The sequence below is a fragment of the Shewanella sp. Iso12 genome, assembly GCF_012030025.1.
Lineage (GTDB): Bacteria > Pseudomonadota > Gammaproteobacteria > Enterobacterales > Shewanellaceae > Shewanella > Shewanella algae.
Genome location: NZ_JAAUHW010000012.1, coordinates 60,841 through 75,682, shown reverse-complemented (window position 1 = coordinate 75,682; position 14,842 = coordinate 60,841). Strand labels below are relative to the sequence as shown.

Annotated in this window: 12 protein-coding genes; 6 read left to right on the top strand and 6 right to left on the bottom strand. The window is 53.7% G+C overall.

The features are described from left to right. Positions 1–36 precede the first annotated feature (36 nt). Positions 37–990: a tetratricopeptide repeat protein gene (locus tag HCX89_RS17785; RefSeq protein ID WP_167716866.1), complete on the top strand. Its 954-nt coding sequence runs from the start codon at positions 37–39 to the stop codon at positions 988–990. A 105-nt stretch (positions 991–1,095) separates the two neighbouring features. Here HCX89_RS17785 and prfH read toward each other — a convergent pair whose 3' ends face one another. The 6 genes from prfH to HCX89_RS17755 form a co-directional block, all read right to left on the bottom strand. Then, on the bottom strand, positions 1,096–1,731 hold the full coding sequence (gene prfH / locus HCX89_RS17780) for a peptide chain release factor H (protein ID WP_025888020.1): 636 nt from the start codon (positions 1,729–1,731) through the stop codon (positions 1,096–1,098). Next, positions 1,731–2,894, bottom strand: coding sequence for an RNA ligase RtcB family protein (locus HCX89_RS17775; protein ID WP_167716864.1), 1,164 nt, complete (start codon positions 2,892–2,894; stop codon positions 1,731–1,733). The genes prfH and HCX89_RS17775 overlap by 1 nt, the downstream gene beginning before the upstream one ends. A 415-nt stretch (positions 2,895–3,309) precedes the next feature. Next, the gene (locus tag HCX89_RS17770; protein WP_025011793.1) at positions 3,310–3,657 is read right to left on the bottom strand and encodes a hypothetical protein; all 348 of its coding nucleotides are present in this window, start codon (positions 3,655–3,657) and stop codon (positions 3,310–3,312) included. Between the two features lie 338 nt (positions 3,658–3,995). Next, entirely contained in the window at positions 3,996–4,430 is a 435-nt protein-coding gene (locus tag HCX89_RS17765) for an HNH endonuclease (RefSeq protein WP_020442396.1), read from the bottom strand. A 50-nt stretch (positions 4,431–4,480) separates the two neighbouring features. Then, on the bottom strand, positions 4,481–4,756 hold the full coding sequence (locus HCX89_RS17760; RefSeq protein ID WP_045283442.1) for a hypothetical protein: 276 nt from the start codon (positions 4,754–4,756) through the stop codon (positions 4,481–4,483). 151 nt (positions 4,757–4,907) lie between these two features. Then, positions 4,908–5,564 carry a quinolone resistance pentapeptide repeat protein QnrA3 gene (locus HCX89_RS17755; protein WP_024266192.1) on the bottom strand — a complete coding sequence of 219 codons (657 nt, stop codon included), beginning with the start codon at positions 5,562–5,564 and terminating at the stop codon, positions 4,908–4,910. A 422-nt stretch (positions 5,565–5,986) separates the two neighbouring features. Here HCX89_RS17755 and HCX89_RS17750 point away from each other — a divergent pair, with 422 nt between their 5' ends. The 5 genes from HCX89_RS17750 (at position 5,987) to HCX89_RS17730 (ending at position 14,838) form a co-directional block, all read left to right on the top strand. Continuing rightward, positions 5,987–6,745: an ABC transporter substrate-binding protein gene (locus HCX89_RS17750; protein ID WP_167716863.1), complete on the top strand. Its 759-nt coding sequence runs from the start codon at positions 5,987–5,989 to the stop codon at positions 6,743–6,745. A 181-nt stretch (positions 6,746–6,926) separates the two neighbouring features. Next, entirely contained in the window at positions 6,927–7,406 is a 480-nt protein-coding gene (gene tsaA / locus HCX89_RS17745; RefSeq protein WP_020442393.1) for a tRNA (N6-threonylcarbamoyladenosine(37)-N6)-methyltransferase TrmO, read from the top strand. Positions 7,407–7,596: 190 nt separating this feature from the next. Further along, the gene (locus HCX89_RS17740) at positions 7,597–10,524 is read left to right on the top strand and encodes a hypothetical protein (RefSeq protein ID WP_167716861.1); all 2,928 of its coding nucleotides are present in this window, start codon (positions 7,597–7,599) and stop codon (positions 10,522–10,524) included. Between the two features lie 652 nt (positions 10,525–11,176). Beyond that, positions 11,177–12,922 carry a hypothetical protein gene (locus HCX89_RS17735; protein ID WP_167716859.1) on the top strand — a complete coding sequence of 582 codons (1,746 nt, stop codon included), beginning with the start codon at positions 11,177–11,179 and terminating at the stop codon, positions 12,920–12,922. Positions 12,923–12,945: 23 nt separating this feature from the next. After that, positions 12,946–14,838: a hypothetical protein gene (locus tag HCX89_RS17730; RefSeq protein WP_167716857.1), complete on the top strand. Its 1,893-nt coding sequence runs from the start codon at positions 12,946–12,948 to the stop codon at positions 14,836–14,838. The last annotated feature ends 4 nt before the right edge of the window (positions 14,839–14,842 follow it).

Sequence of the window (14,842 nt, the reverse complement as noted above, 5' to 3'; positions counted from 1 at the left end):
GAAACTGTTTGGCTGATGAAGGTAGGGATACAAAACATGGATCAAGAGCTTGGCCCGATTTTGTTTATTGTGGTGCTGCTGGCGCTGACCCTAGGAGTTATGTGGCTGGTTGAGATGCGGCGTAAGCCGACCCTGATGCAGGGCTGGTTGGATAAGCAGGGCAGCGAGCGCTTGTTTACCTACTGGGATGCGCCCAGCGCGGCAATTTATGCAGAAGGCGAACCACGGCACTATCGGCGTTTGCTTGAGGCTTGGCAAGGGTTGACGCCACTCGAGGCCTGGTTTCAACATAACCTCAGCCGTATCGGGGTAACACCTGTGGGATTGACTGTGGGCAGTGCCAAGCGTTGGTGTCTTAGGGCCTGGCAGAAACAGCAGGACCCGGCGGCGGCCTATTATCTGGGGATGATGCAGCTGATGGGGCTGGGAGGTAAACCCGAATACCGCTCGGCGCTTGAGTTGTTTACCGCGGCGGAGCAGGGCGGCATTGCCAACGCCATTACCGCCCGCGGGCTGATGTTGCTGCGAGAACCCGCCAATGGCGAAGATTGGCCGATTGACCTTCCCGAGCAGCAGCGCTTTGCCGAGGCTGTCGCCTGTTTCCGGCAGGGGCTTGAACATGGGGATAAGCTGGCGGCCTTGAATCTGGGCTACTGTTTGGAGCATGGCATAGGCATAGCGGCCGATACCGAGGCCGCCATCGACAGCTATCTGATGGCGGCAAGACAAGGTGAGCCCGCTGCCCAGTATCGTTTGTCCATGCTGTATGCTGCCAGAGGCGATTTGGCCGAGGCCTATGTCTGGGCCTGTGTTGCCAGTCAGTGCTCCGAATCTGATATTGCCGTGGCGCGCAGCCGCAATATTGAGGCCATGCTGGATCAGAACCAGCGCCATCCGGCTCGTCAGAAGGCGGCGCTGTTTACCCTTGAAATCGTGGCGCCGCGAATGCAGGCATTGGCCAAGAATATGGATTTGCTCAAGGTGGTGTAACTGATAGTCCCAGCTGAGCGGACTCAACTGAGTGAGCCGCAGTGACAGATAGAAAGCAGGCCCGAGCGCCAATCCCGGCTCCCGGCCTGTTCCTTTACCTAAGCTTTAGTCGAGCGGAATAAACTTTTCGCCTTTAAAGCTTCTTCGCGGATTGCCCCGCTGCAGTTCCCAGTGTTGTTGCCAACGCTGTTGCTCTTCCCGGTTCATCTGCTCTTGCTTCAGCGCCTCCAGCTTTTGAAACAGCAAGGCCGTTGCCAGGCGTTTGTTGGCATGTTGGCTGCGCTCGGTTTCAACCCGCACCGACAGGCCGCTGGCGATATGGGTCGCGCGGATGGCCGAGTCTGTGGTGTTCACGTGCTGCCCTCCGGCGCCCGAGGCTCGGCAGGCCTGAAAGTGGATTTGCTTATCCAGAGCCTTGTCATTGACCTCAAACATCTGGCCGCTGAAGAACCAGTTTTTGCGTTTGTGCCCGGGCCTAAAGCGGCTTTGGCAGCTCCAGAGCATGGCTCCCTGCCAAGCCAGCGCCAAGTGCTTGGCCCGGGCTTCGTCATTGGCACTGAGTTGCAGCAAGACCGACTTGAAACAGGCGACGCCGGTTTTAGCGTTTGCCTGAGTCACCTCCAACAACTCGCAGCCTATGCCTTGCGCCTGACACTCCCGCTCTATGGTTTGCACCGCCAGGGCCACAGCGCGGCAGCATTCAATCGGACCGGTTCCGGCCGACAGTTGCAGCAGTATCATCAGCAGCACTCCCCGTTGGTTTTGAAGGTCAGCACAGGGCGCAGCCTGGCAACAACCTCAATCAAACCGGCATCGACCATATCGCCAACCACAGTCGCACATTTTTTGTAGGCCTGGGGCGCTTCGTCATACAGCAGTGTCTTGTTACCGCAGATCACCCGGCTTCCCAGGGCGGTGAGGTAGAGATCTTCACGGCTGAACTTGTGCGCCAGGCGGCCCTGACACTCGCCGCGCTGCCATTTTCTCCCGGCACCATGAGCCAGGGAAAACAGGCTGATGTCGGCGGCATCGCCCGCAGCGGCGCAGGGTTTCACCAGATAGCTGTAGTCGCCGCGGGATCCCGGGATCACCACATAACCCTTATCGCTCGGGGTGGCGCCTTTTCGGTGCAGCCAGCCTTGGGTTCCGTTTATGCACTTGGGGGATACCATATTGTGGTTCACATCCAACACCGAGCTGCCAGAGCTGTTGATCGCTTCCAGGAAGCGACACGCTATCAGCTCGCGGTTCAACTCAGCCCAGCGTAGCGCCTCATCGTGTTTGGCCAGATAGTCGCTGAACTCGCTATCTTCCGGACTCAGGCCTTGGTGGCTGTGGCGGCGGATATGTTCCTGCAAAATTGCCTGCCCCAGGCCTCTGGAGCCTGAATGCACCAGCAGTTGCAGATAGCGGCTGTCCAGCCCCAGCTCTTGCAGCGCCGCCTGGTCATAGACAGTTTCTATCGCCTGAAACTCGGCAAAATGGTTACCGGCGCCTATGGTGCCCAGCGCCTGGTCAAAGCCTGTGATGGCTATGCCTTTTTCCCGCTTGCGCTCGACAATTGTTTGCGCCCAGGTTTCATCCAGAGGCTGTTCTATCAGTTTGAACTTGTTCGCCATCTTATCCAGCTTGACCTTGGATAGCTTCAGCGAGCTCTGCCACAGTGACATGCCGCAGCCAATGTCGTTGCCGACCAAGGCAGGATAGATTCTGTTGACGGCAAAAAACGCCGCACCAATGGGATAGCCTCTGCCGGGGTGCAGATCCGGCATTCCTGCCACGTGCTGCATACAGGCCAATTCAGAGGTTTTTATCAGTTGTTGTATTGCCAGCCCTTCTACCCAGGTTTCTTTGGATGCAATCAGGCTGACGCTTTCAGTAAGTTTTTGGACGGATCTGCCCATAGACCAATTCCTTTAAACAGGATTTAAACGATAAACGTATTGGCAGGCCAGTTGACCGAAGCGATAGCTTTACTTGAAAGCTATGAAATCAGTGGATAGCTTTCTGCTATTTAGCGGACAAGACCTGCAAAGGAGGTTGATGTGTTTTGCATGATGTTTTCTCCTCTACAGTGAATGAATGGTGAGCGATGCGGGCGCATGGTAATCAGTTTGCCACCATAAGGCAAATATAAATTCAATCACTTAACTTTATTTGCCGCCGAGCACCCATGGCAAGTGCGCCAGGTTGGGATTGCGGCCGGGGCAGCCGACCGCAGAAAGAGGCTACTGTTTCAGGCCATGATTTAAAGTCATGATTTAACGCCATGATTTGAAACCACACCAAGAAGCCGAGATAGAACTTTCACTTGCCGGGTTAAGGCAGCGGTTGGCGGGGCTTGGCTTTATCGCTTTTGCTGTGTGCCAGTTCAAGCACTTGTTCAAAGTCCAGACCATTAATCTTTTGCCCTATCAGGCCGAAGTCCATCTGGCCGTTGCGATCCGAGTGGTTCAGCGCTGCTAATGGGGTGTCGAACTCGGCCAGTTGGATTGCCAACAAGGCCATGACAAATTCCTGCTTGTCATGGGAGTTCAGCTGCGCCATGAGTCTGATGACATCCTGTTGGGTCGACTCTGCACTGCTGCCGTCGAAGACTATGGTGTTGGGGGTAGTGCTGCAGGCCATCAGGCCGGTCAAAACGATAGCAATTATTATATTCTTCATGAGCTAACTTCCGTTTTTTCGGTGTTCTACTTCCGTGCTGGCTTGTGATCGCCCTGTGGCATTCTCTCGAAGCGCCGCTGGTCTGGGGTACAGTTCCGGCCAACAACAGTGTCAAGGGCACAGGCTCGGCAGAAGCGAATAATAAATTAAACCGCGACTCTAACAGTTTGAGATCAAAATTTTTTGAGTCGAGTCAAACAATTGACATATAAGGAAAAGGTTTGATTTTTGTGAGGTGTCCCTGTTGCAACAGCCCTGGCCGCCCCTCTTCCTTGAGTCAATCTTTACAAACAGGTTACAGAATACCTCACCCTAAATAGGGCGACAAGTCATAGTGATCATTTATCCAACTTACCCAGATTGCAATCTTCACAAAGTATTTGCATGTTATTAATGTCCAGCGCTTTGTGCGGGTACTTGCTGCGGGGCAAAATATGGTCAACATGCAGCACTATATTGTGTTCGGCTTTAGTGCGATTGCACTCTACACATTTGTGCTCGTGAGTTTGCAGCACTTGATATCTGAGTGCCAGCCAGGCTCTGGATTGATAAAAGTTATCTATGGTTTTGGGCTCGAACTCGCTGAGCTGCTCCGGATGCTCAAAGGCGCGGTGGCCGAGTTCGGGGGAAAAGAAGCTGGCCTGAATATCGGCCTTGTCCTGATGCTTGCTGAGCCATTTCCAAATGCCGCGCAGGGCACCTTGCTCACTCTTGTAACGCCGGGTTCTTATGCTGTCTCCAGTGCGAAAAGTGACTTGGATTTCCAGTTCCATGGGCTTTTCTCTCCTGAGGGCAGGCTCTTGGTGCCTGCCGGTATTGAGGCTTAGTTGAGTTCGTCCAACTGTTTGAGGATCTGCGTTTGTTTTTTGGAGAGCTTGATGACCTTCAACGCCTCCCAGAGGGCGATGGCCGAGCCTATGGCGATCAGCAGATAGCAGTTGATGGGGTTATTGAGCGCCGGGGCGAAGGCATCACCTTCGGCGACAACCAGGCCATAGAGTGCCAGGCCTATAAGCAACATACCGGGGGCCCCAAGCAGTTGAGTGATTACCAAAGAGCGCTTGACCTGGGCCAGTTCAGCTTGCAGTTGAGTCTTCATAATGCCTCCTTTGAAGGGAAGGTATAACGCCGGCTGCGACAGCAGAGAAACGGCATTTCGGCGGTTATGCTCTGCTATAGCTGAATCTGCCCTGTTGCAAGCGGGAACTCAAGTGATATTTACCCGCTTGTCGCTTGAGTCTGCCTTTGAACTAATCCGGCAGCACTATGACTCCCAAGGGTTCCAGCAGTTGCTCCTGCTGCCAGGCACAGATCTTGACCCCTTCGAGGTTGACCCGTCTGGGATCGAGCCCATCCAGATCGGCAAAAGTCAGGTCACAGCCCCGCAGGTTTACCTGTTGCCAGCAGTCGCGGGAGAAGGTGCCGCGGCTGAGGTCGGAGCCCATCAAGGAAGCGCCGCTGAGGTTGGCATTGCTCCAGTTGTTTTCAAACAGCTCGCACTTTTCCAGGCATTGGCCGCTCAAATTGGCATAGGCCAGGTTGCAGCCTGAGATATAAGCCGAGCAGAAGTACATCTTATGGCTGATTTGATTGTAAAAACGGGCCCGGGAAAAATTGGCGCCCTTGAGATCGCACTCCCTGAACTCTATGCCAAAGCAGTTGGCACCGCTGAAATTGGCCAAAGACAGGCGGCAGGCCTTGAAACTGGCATCGCGCAGATCGGCATAGCTGAAGTGGCACCCTTCGACGGCGCCGCTTTCAATGAAACTGCAATCCTCGAAACTGGCATCCCTTAGCTGGCAATGGCTGAAGTCACACTGATAAAAGCGGCAGCGGCGAAAACGGCTGTCGCTCAAATCCTGGCGTGAGAAATCCTCTTGCTGAAAAACTTTATCAATAATATCCATACGGCTTCCTTTAACCAGGGAGGGCGCTAACTCTCTTTGCTAGCTCTGCCTATGCAGGCAAGCATGGGTTTTGTTGGCGCCTTCCCAAAAACCTTTGCAGGCTAACATCGGCACTCTGGAATATCACTAAAAATAAAACCTTTAAAATCATGGTTTTGATAAGTGCTTAAATCGCGATTTTAAGGGGGTAAATCGACATTTTGAGAGCCTTTAAGTGTGTTCCATGCTCAAGGCGTCGTGAAAAATAATTCAAGCCCTTTACGGGCTGCTGACATGGCTTGCCGGATGCCAGGACTCTCCTTTCGAATGGTTTTGTTGAAAAACATATTAATACAACAACTTACTAAGCATTAAAACCCGGGTTTGTATATTGAGCCGCCTTTGACAACACTTAATAGATACTGTTGTCTCGGGGGATAGTTATGCGCTTGCTGTTTCCGCTATTGCTCTATTGTTGCAGCGTTCAGGCTGCCGTGGGGCTTGGTCAACTCAGATATCTCACGGAAGAGTATCCACCCTATAACTTCAGCCTGGATAATGGGGAAGTATCCGGATTTGCCACCGATGTGCTGCGGGCCGTTTGGCGGCGGACAGGTACAGAGCCCCAGACCATAGAACTTCTGCCCTGGGCCCGTGGTTACTATATGTTGGGGAGTCGCGATAACGTGGTGCTGTTTTCCACAACCCGTACTCAGGTGAGGGAACCGCTGTTTCAATGGGCCTGCAGCCTTGGCACCCTGGAGCTGAATCTCTATGCGCTCAAACGCTCAGCGCCTGCGCTGACCAAGTTGGAGGATGCCAAGCATTTGCTGGTGGCAACCGTCAGGGAAGATGTCGGCGAGCAGTTGCTGCTGAGCCAGGGTTTCGATCCGGCTTTTTTGGTACGTACCAGTAGCCTGGAGCAGGCAGTCAAGGTGCTCAACAGCGGCCGGGCCAGCTTGCTGTCCAGCAATAGGTTAACCTTACTCAGCACTCTGAGACACGGGGGCTACGACCCCGAGATGATACAGCCCTTGGTCAAGGTGAGTCACAGGCCCTTGTGCTTTGCCTTCAGTGCCAAGGTGCCGCCTGAACTGGTAATGCGCTTTCAAGCTAATTTGGATCAGGTGTTGAACTCTGAAGAGGGCAAAAGTCTCAGAAAACAGTACTTTCACGGCGAGACCTTACTGAGCCTGCCCTAAGGAAGGTGCAAACAAATACCATGTGTGCTCTGCATCGGCTTATAAGTCTGGATGCAAGGCTGTAAGCCGCAAATGGCCTTAGTCCTTTGCAAGAAGCACTTCCCTAAGAATGTGAGTTGCTTTGAAGACCCCTTTGCCAAGCTGAGGTAGACTGCAATTCTGTATTTGCAACGGAGTTGTTATGCAAGTTGTCAGCTTTACCGCCATAGGCCACGCCGAAACCCAGTACACAGAACTGGCCAACATGCCGATTCAGGGCAGCAAGGTCGCCGATAATCAAGGGGTTTTGGTGATCCATCCCGACTATGCCGAAGGGCTGGCGGACCTCGATGGTTTTTCTCATGTTTATGTGCTGTTTCATCTGCATCAATGCAAGCAGGGCGCGCTCAAGGTTAAACCTTTTCTCGATAACCAACTGCGCGGTGTATTTGCTACCCGTTCGCCCAAGCGCCCCAACCCCATAGGCCTGTCGATACTGGAAATCGACCGGCTGGAGGGCAACCGCATTCATGTTAAGGGAATCGATATGCTCAACGGCACCCCTATCATAGATATCAAGCCTTATATTCAGGCATTTGATTGCGTGCAAAATACCCGTGATGGTTGGTACGAGCAGGGCAAAGATCCGCTGCAAACCCTCTCTGACGACAGATTTGCCTGAAGTTATTAGAGCGCACGCTTTTATCGTTCGGCATACTTAATAATGGCTGTGGTTAACATAAAAAACACTTAATCGTCTCGCCTTTATTTCATTTGTAACTAAATGATTTCAGTTGTGGCAAAAATTGTTGTTTTTTATTGAAGTGGTAGTTTGTTGACTATATATTGCCCCCGCTTTTTATGGGGGCTATATGAAACAAACAGTGGTAATTTTGCTGCTTACGGCAGCTTTGTCCGCCTGTGGTGGCGGTGGCGGCGATGATTCGCCTGCTCAGAAGACCAACGACAAGACAATTCACCAAGGGCTCAAGGTGCAGGATCTGCAGCTGAGCTACAGTGCCAATCAAAGGTTGCAAGTCAGTGTGCAGGGTAAGGTGGGGCAGCTCAGCTATCAGTTGAACGAGCCAAATACTGATATCCTGCTGTTGCAGGACAACCAACTCTATATACAAAACGCCGGTGAAACCGGTGTCACAGTCAAAGACAGTGGCAACGCCACCACGCTGGGAACCGAAAGCCAATTTATGGTGAAAGTACTGCCGGCTGCCCGCGGCCCTTTGCTGGTCAACGATCTGCTGCTGAAACCCGGAGAGGCAGGCAAGCTGAGCATCAGTGGCGTCAAAGGAACCTTGAACTACCAACTGCCTGAATCCCAGTCCAATGTTTCCTTGAATGCCGGTAACGGTGAAGTGAAAGCCTTTGTGCCGGGTGAAGTGACTCTGCAGGTCAGTGATGATGGTGGTCGTAATTATCAGGCCGCCGAGGCGCAACTGAAGATTATTGTTTCCCAGCCCGATGGCGAATTTGCCAAGGTATTACCGCTGGCGCCCAAGCCCTTCGTTGAGGGAGCGCAGCTACAACCTATGCTGCAAGGCGAGCCCTTACCCGAAAGCTGGTTCCGCGTTGCCGATGGTGCGGCGCAGGATGTGGTGCAGTTGAACCCCCGCACCGGGGCCATGGCTGTTATGCATGCCGGCAAGACACGTATCGAACTGATACAGCCGGGTCGTTATAGCGGAGAGGCCGCCAATGTGCAGGGCTTTGATGTGACCATCAACCAGGCACAAAATACGGAATTGGCGCTGGAGCGGCAAGAGTGGGCTTATGCGCCTTATGCCGAAGTGTCTTTGCTGGCGCGCGGTAACAAGGGCCAGGTCAGTTACCAGCTGTTGGCCGGTGATGATGTTGTTACACTGGAGTCGGCCAATGGTGATTTGAAACTCTTGGGTGCCGGTAGCGCCAGTATCCGCGTGCAAGACAGTGGCGATCGTGACTACGGTGCAGCAGAGATCACTTTGCCTTTGACCATACTCAAGGGGACTAGTCAGCAGTTGTCTGTGGCCGATATCTATCACAGCTTTTCCAACGACAGACTGTGCCTGCAAGTTCAGCAGGCCAGAGGTAAGCTCGAATATGCCCTGTCTCCTGGGGCTGCCACCGATGTCATCAGTCTGCAGCAAGATGGTTGCTTCGATATGCTCAAGGCCGGTGAGGTGAGTGTAACCGTGACTGACTCGGGCGATGATAATTATCATCCTGCCAAAACGCAGGCCAATATTCAGATAAGCAAGGCATTGAATACCGAGTTGAAGGCGCAGGCGCTGAATTTTGCCAAGGCTGAGGATCAGTTGTTGGCTCCATTGGTTACAGGTGCCAAAGGCCCGTTGAGCTACAGTTTTGACGCAGGGGTTACTGCATTGAAGCAGGAGGCCGATGGCAGTATCCGCGTGGTGGGTTCCGGTTATGCCGTGGTTAAGGTACACGATGCCGGGAATGACCAATACCAGGCTGCAGAAACCAGTTTCACCGTCAATGTCGGTGCTATGGATGGCACTCTCAGAGTTGAGCCGGTCACGACTGTGTTTGCGCCAGGTAAGTTGGTACCAGTCAATTTCAGTGGCGTGCTGGGGCAGCTTAGCGGTGGTTTGAGCGCTGGTTCCGCCAATGATGTGGCCGAGTTGAATCTCGCCACCGGGCAGATAAAGGTGCTCAATGCGGGGATTACCTATTTCACTGTGACCGACAGCGGCGATGCAACACATAGAGATCGCAGTGTCAGTCTGCGGGTCACTGTCACTAAGGCTCCGGCGAAAATGCTCAGCTTCAGCCAGTCGCAGTTGCTGACCGAATATGGTCAGGCACAGCTCTTGCCTCCGACTCTTGATGGTGTCGTGTCTGGCAGTAGCATCAAGTATTTGCCGGAGCCCTACGGCCAGGATGTGGTTGATCTGAATTCGGTATCGGGCAGTATGCAGGTGAAAAACGCCGGTTCACTCAAGGTCACGGCCACCGCTTCACATCGCAACTATGAAGATGCCATCGCCAGTTTTGATGTGAAGGTGAGTCCTGCCCCCTATCCCGGTGATTATCCCCAAGTGGAGAAGGATGAACAGCCGGCCTTCTTCCCGGGTATTAGTGTTGAAAGTGGTCGGGTTAAAGCGCCCTATGGCAAGGTGACCCATGAGATCACTCAGGTCTACAATCCCAAAGAGATGGCGATAACGGCAGATGATAAGTTGCTCTTGGTGGCCCTGCCTGAGTCACATCCTATCTCTATGTCGGTGACAGATGATGGTGGCCGTAACTATCTGCCGGGAACCCTGACTTACAGTGTATTTTTGCAAAATCCACAACCGGGTTCAGGTGAGGAGCAGCAACTGAGTTTCAATGGCGCCGAATTGAGTGTCAGCTCTCCGGCAACAGTTGCCAATGGTGATGAAGACAAGAGTTATTTCCTGCTGCAGGAATTCAATAAACGCGCCAAAGCCGTGGAAGGCAAAGACTATAGCCTGTTGTCAGTTCGGGTGAAAAACGACAAAGGTCAGGTAGGTTTGGCTACTCTGAGAGCCAGTCGCAGTGGCAAGTGTGCCGATGGTTCGTTGGCTGGCGGCGCTATCGAAAAACCTTTGCTGAAGTTTGCCAGTTGTCCGGCTCAGGTGACTTTGAGTCTGCACCCGGAAGATGGCTATAACGGCAGTCTGCCGGCGGGCCATTATAGCGCGGCTGAACCTTTGATTTTGGTTCACTATGCACCGGCCTATGAGCCAGGTGCCGTGGTAGCCGCAAACAACAACAGTCCTCGCGCATGGTGGTTAATCCAAGTGGATCTGACACTCTGATAGTGTCTCATCTGAAGTAAAGAGCAGCGCCCCGGCGCTGCTTTTTGTTTTTATTGAGATAAGTTCCGAAGGGAAAACCTCAAAGCCGTAGGTTACAAATTTGTATCAGTGCTGAGAACCAAGGTCACTCTACTCAGAGAAACCTGTCATTGTCGGCTTCGCTTTGCCTGTTGGTTTTTTGGCGAATCATCCATCTTTTGTATTGATTGATAATTGTATAAATTTTGTTTCTTCCCTATTGACTCGCATCACTTTATTGGCATTCAAGCTTGTCATGGGGCGGCATAATCGTCAGAATTCACCTCTCCACCAAGGAAGCCATATGTGCGGCGCCGGTTGTATCCGGTGTGCCAATAGTCACTATGCTTCCTGCCGAATTTATATCAGCGAGCCCTGGATGGGCCCAGGCCTTAAGGCCATCGAAAAGGATTGTTTTGAAAACTGCTATTGTCGTTCAGTTTCCCATTAGGCTTCTGGTTAATCTAGGCCAAGCGTTACCTTCCCCTTTATTTGCTCTGCATACGCACCTGGCAAGCCCCATTAGCCATGCCAAGTTGGTTTTATGTTTGATGGGTGCCTTTGGGCTATCTCATTATGCCGTTTCGATTTACGGGCTCGGCTATCTCTTTACTGTTAACAACAGGAGTCTCAGATGACAGCTGCCAAATTGATTTTACATTCCCCGAAGCAGGTCGGTGCCCCGCAGTTGCAGCTGTTGACGCCGCTGGCTGACGGCCGTCAGCAATTGCTTTGGCAGTATGAGTTGCCCCAGGCCGAGAATAAAGTGGTGCTGAGCGCCTTCTACAGCGACAGTGAATTTGTGGTCGCCACCTGCTCCGGGCAGATCTATGCCGGTGATATCGAAACCGGACCTCGGCTGATGGTCAATCTGCCAAATGTCGGCATCTATGGTCATGGTTGGCTGGATAAAGACAGAGGCGAGTTCTGGTATGTGGCCGAGCAGCCAAGAGGGGATGATGAATATCCCTGTCTTCTGGGCTGGTCGCTGGCCGACTGGCGGCCTATTAAGGATATCTGGTTGCCTGAATATCTGGATGATCGCCGCCTTGGCAGCACCATGGTGCGGCGCCGAGACGGTTGTTTTTTATTCTATGAACGTGAATGCGACTCTCTGGCGCAGCGAGAGCATGGCTTCTGGTGCACCAATGTGGTCGATGGCCAGAGCCGATTTCACCGGATTGAGGGCAAACCGCAGCTTGAAGCTAGCCGTTATTCGAGCATACACCTTTGCCCTGAGCGGCAGTTGGCCTTATTGCCGGTTTCTGAGTGTCTGTTGGATGAGAGCGGTGACAGTCCACGCATTGGGTTGCAGTTGCAACTGGTGGCACTCGAATCCCTTGACGTGCTTTGGCAACAGCCGGTGTTTTGGTTTGACAGCCATGATGGCTTGTTGGATCCGGATGAGTTTTCCACTTTGCTTGAATCGCTCAGGAGCGGTGAAGATGCCTGTGATGAAGAAGAGCTGACTGACGCGCTCGAAAGCCTGTCTGACGGGCTGAGCGGTATCCGCCTTTGCCGGGATGAAGCCGCTTTTTGGCTGAGGTTGCGTAGTGGCGAGCTGATTAAGGGCTATCTGGCGCCAGAGGAACACTTCCGCCTCAAGGCGTTGTCGCCTCGCTATCGCGCCAACGAATGCCCACTCCCCGGCGACGAAGCCAATCCCTTTGCCCTGGTTGCCTTTGACCACTATGACTATCAATTGACCTCACCCACGGCCAATCGTTTATTGCTGGTGGGGTTCGAGATATATGCACTGGATACCAGTACTGTCACGCCCATGCTGCCAGGGGACGCCGATTGCCAGAGTTTGCCCTGTTACTTCTGGCCTAAACCTGAGTTGGTGATGAGTGAGCAGCAGAGCCTGGCCCATGGTGAGGCGGGGCTCAATATTATTGAGGCCGATTATCTGGAAATGGGGGAGTGTTTGCTGGCCAGCGCCAAAGAGATGGTCAGCCGTCTGGCCGACTTACCAAACAGCGCCAAGGGTGAGCGCCTGGAGTGGCGCTTTAATGACAGAAATGGCAGTGAATGGACCGAGGCGCAGTTTGTGGCCGCGCTGATAGTTGTGCCGGGCGGTGCCGAGCTGTTGGCCGAAGCCGTTGAGAAGCTGCTGGCCTATCCCGATGCGGCAAGTCTGCGCAGCGGCGCCGACAAGCCGGCCTTGTCGGATACAGTGCTGGCGCTGGCCGGTGATGACATAGCTTATCTGCCTTTGTTGGCCCGTTACTTCAATATGCTGGCTGATGGTCCAGGTGCCGCTTTTCATCAACAGCACTCAGTTCCGCTTATTCAACGGCGTCACGGCCAGGGGCTGCTCAAGAGCCGCCAATATCGCCGTTTTGTCCAGGATTTGCCCTGGCCGATTTCCCCCGCCTGATTGCAAATCACAGGAATAACTCAATGAATGCCAATGTAAGAACCAATATCCGCCTGCAACAGGCCAAGCTGTTTTTTATCGGCCCTGAGCTTATTCAGGTTATCCAGAGCGCTGATGAGGCCGACACCCTGTTGTGGCAATGTGAGTTGCCGGGAACCGAGAATGGCGAGCTGGCCTTGTTGCAATGGCTGGATGACACTCGCTTCCTGGCCTTGGGCCAAAATGGACTGCTTTTTGTCTGCGATTATCAGGCGCGCAGTTGTGAGCAGGTGCTGGATTTACAAATCTCCGGAACCCCCGGGGCCTGGCTCGATAGCCACAAACAGACCCTGTGGGTGGTCGGGCGGGTGGGCGTCGCTGCGCGCCGCGGCCACAGCTTGCTCAAGGTCGATCTCGCGGCCATGGAGCCGGTGCAGCATTGGCCTGTGAGTGCCGAAATCGAGCCTGAGTCACTGATTCTGACCCGGGATGGACGCGTGGCCTTTTATGGTCGCAATGAGCATGGCGGTTATCGCTTCCGCTTTCAGCAACTGGTGTATTTTGACCCGTCAAACGAAACCTGGTCCGAACAGCCTCTGCCGGGGAAACCGGCTCCAGTGCAGGTTTCAACGCAGGATTATTGGTTCCAGAACCGTGCCAACGGCCTTATCTCTACCCTGGCCGCCGATGGTGTGAGCCGTCATCAGGCCGAGGGCGAGCCTGTGCGTTACGAAGCCAGGTTGCAGCTGATAGATATGAATCTCGGCCGTCAAATCGATGCCGGGGTGCGCTTGCCGGCCATGGCCGATATTTGTGATGAATATGATGCCGAAGCGGTTCAGGAAGCGCTGGAGCGGATTGCCGCCGGTGAGATATCCCATCAGGATAACGACGAATGGCAGCAACTGCTCAACAGCCTGACTTCCAGCTATTTTTGTGAGCAGGAGCAAGTCTTCTGGCTGGGCTGGAAAGGGGGTGTGATGCAAAAGGTGTCGCCGAAGGGCGAGAGGCTTTCCCCTCTGTACCAACTGGGTAGCCAAGATGCGGCGGGGCAGTGGCGGCCCTTGAGCCACTATGGTGGTGATCTGGTCATGATTAAGGGGGTTAACCAAGGGCGGCTCTGGTTGGCATTCGGTGATCTCGATGAGCCCAGTCACTACTCGGTCGACATCGATTCCCAAGCTGCTGTGCCCCAGAGCCTGCTGGCTGCCGAACAGCAAAAGTGCCCGCTCAATTGCTGCAGCTATCAACCCAAGCCGCTGCAAATTCCCAGCCAACTACAGGCCGAGCCTTGCCCCAGTGGCAGGGTGACTCTCTATTGTGACGATCTGACATCAAATCAAGGCAGGTTGCAACTCTTGCAGCAGCTACTGGCGGTGCTCCCCAAATTGGAGCAGAGCCTGGGGGAGGTGTGCGGAGCGCCCTTAGCCTCAGTAACAACCAGAGCCGGCTGGCTTGACCGCTTGAAGCAGAAAATAACTCATAGTGCAGTTACTGAGCCTGGCAGGCTTTGGTTTGCTTTTGTCGATGGTTTGGGGAACGGGCACAGCGAGTACGACTTCTTCCACTATGCCGTGCGTCTGGAGCAGGGGCCTGAGTTGATTGCGGCCATCCTGGCGGCATACTGCCGTCTGCCCCAGGCCAGATGTTTGCTGGGAGCCAAGGGGCAGCCAGTGCTGGCCGAGGCTGCCTTGGCGCTCAGCCAGCACAGGCAGGCACTGCCGCAACTCGCGGACTATTTCAATGTTCTCAGCGCCTTGCCTGTGCATCCATTTCATATCAATCGCACCTTGAAAGTGATCTTTGCCGAACATCAGGGCTCGCAAGAGTTGGCGGCTTTCCTGGCGGCGGTCCCAAGCCCCTATAACGACCCGGAGTTTAAGCTGGCCGAGAAAGGCGACTATGACGAATTTGACGACGATGATGACTATAAGTAACTGT

Coding starts and splice junctions, on each gene's coding strand:
- HCX89_RS17770 (WP_025011793.1), bottom strand. CDS start 3,657: ATGAAGAATATAATAATTGCTATCGTTTTGACCGGCCTGATGGCCTGC.
- tsaA (WP_020442393.1), top strand. CDS start 6,927: ATGCAAGTTGTCAGCTTTACCGCCATAGGCCACGCCGAAACCCAGTAC.
- HCX89_RS17755 (WP_024266192.1), bottom strand. CDS start 5,564: ATGGATATTATTGATAAAGTTTTTCAGCAAGAGGATTTCTCACGCCAG.
- HCX89_RS17765 (WP_020442396.1), bottom strand. CDS start 4,430: ATGGAACTGGAAATCCAAGTCACTTTTCGCACTGGAGACAGCATAAGA.
- HCX89_RS17750 (WP_167716863.1), top strand. CDS start 5,987: ATGCGCTTGCTGTTTCCGCTATTGCTCTATTGTTGCAGCGTTCAGGCT.
- HCX89_RS17730 (WP_167716857.1), top strand. CDS start 12,946: ATGAATGCCAATGTAAGAACCAATATCCGCCTGCAACAGGCCAAGCTG.
- HCX89_RS17760 (WP_045283442.1), bottom strand. CDS start 4,756: ATGAAGACTCAACTGCAAGCTGAACTGGCCCAGGTCAAGCGCTCTTTG.
- HCX89_RS17775 (WP_167716864.1), bottom strand. CDS start 2,894: ATGGGCAGATCCGTCCAAAAACTTACTGAAAGCGTCAGCCTGATTGCA.
- HCX89_RS17735 (WP_167716859.1), top strand. CDS start 11,177: ATGACAGCTGCCAAATTGATTTTACATTCCCCGAAGCAGGTCGGTGCC.
- prfH (WP_025888020.1), bottom strand. CDS start 1,731: ATGATACTGCTGCAACTGTCGGCCGGAACCGGTCCGATTGAATGCTGC.
- HCX89_RS17740 (WP_167716861.1), top strand. CDS start 7,597: ATGAAACAAACAGTGGTAATTTTGCTGCTTACGGCAGCTTTGTCCGCC.
- HCX89_RS17785 (WP_167716866.1), top strand. CDS start 37: ATGGATCAAGAGCTTGGCCCGATTTTGTTTATTGTGGTGCTGCTGGCG.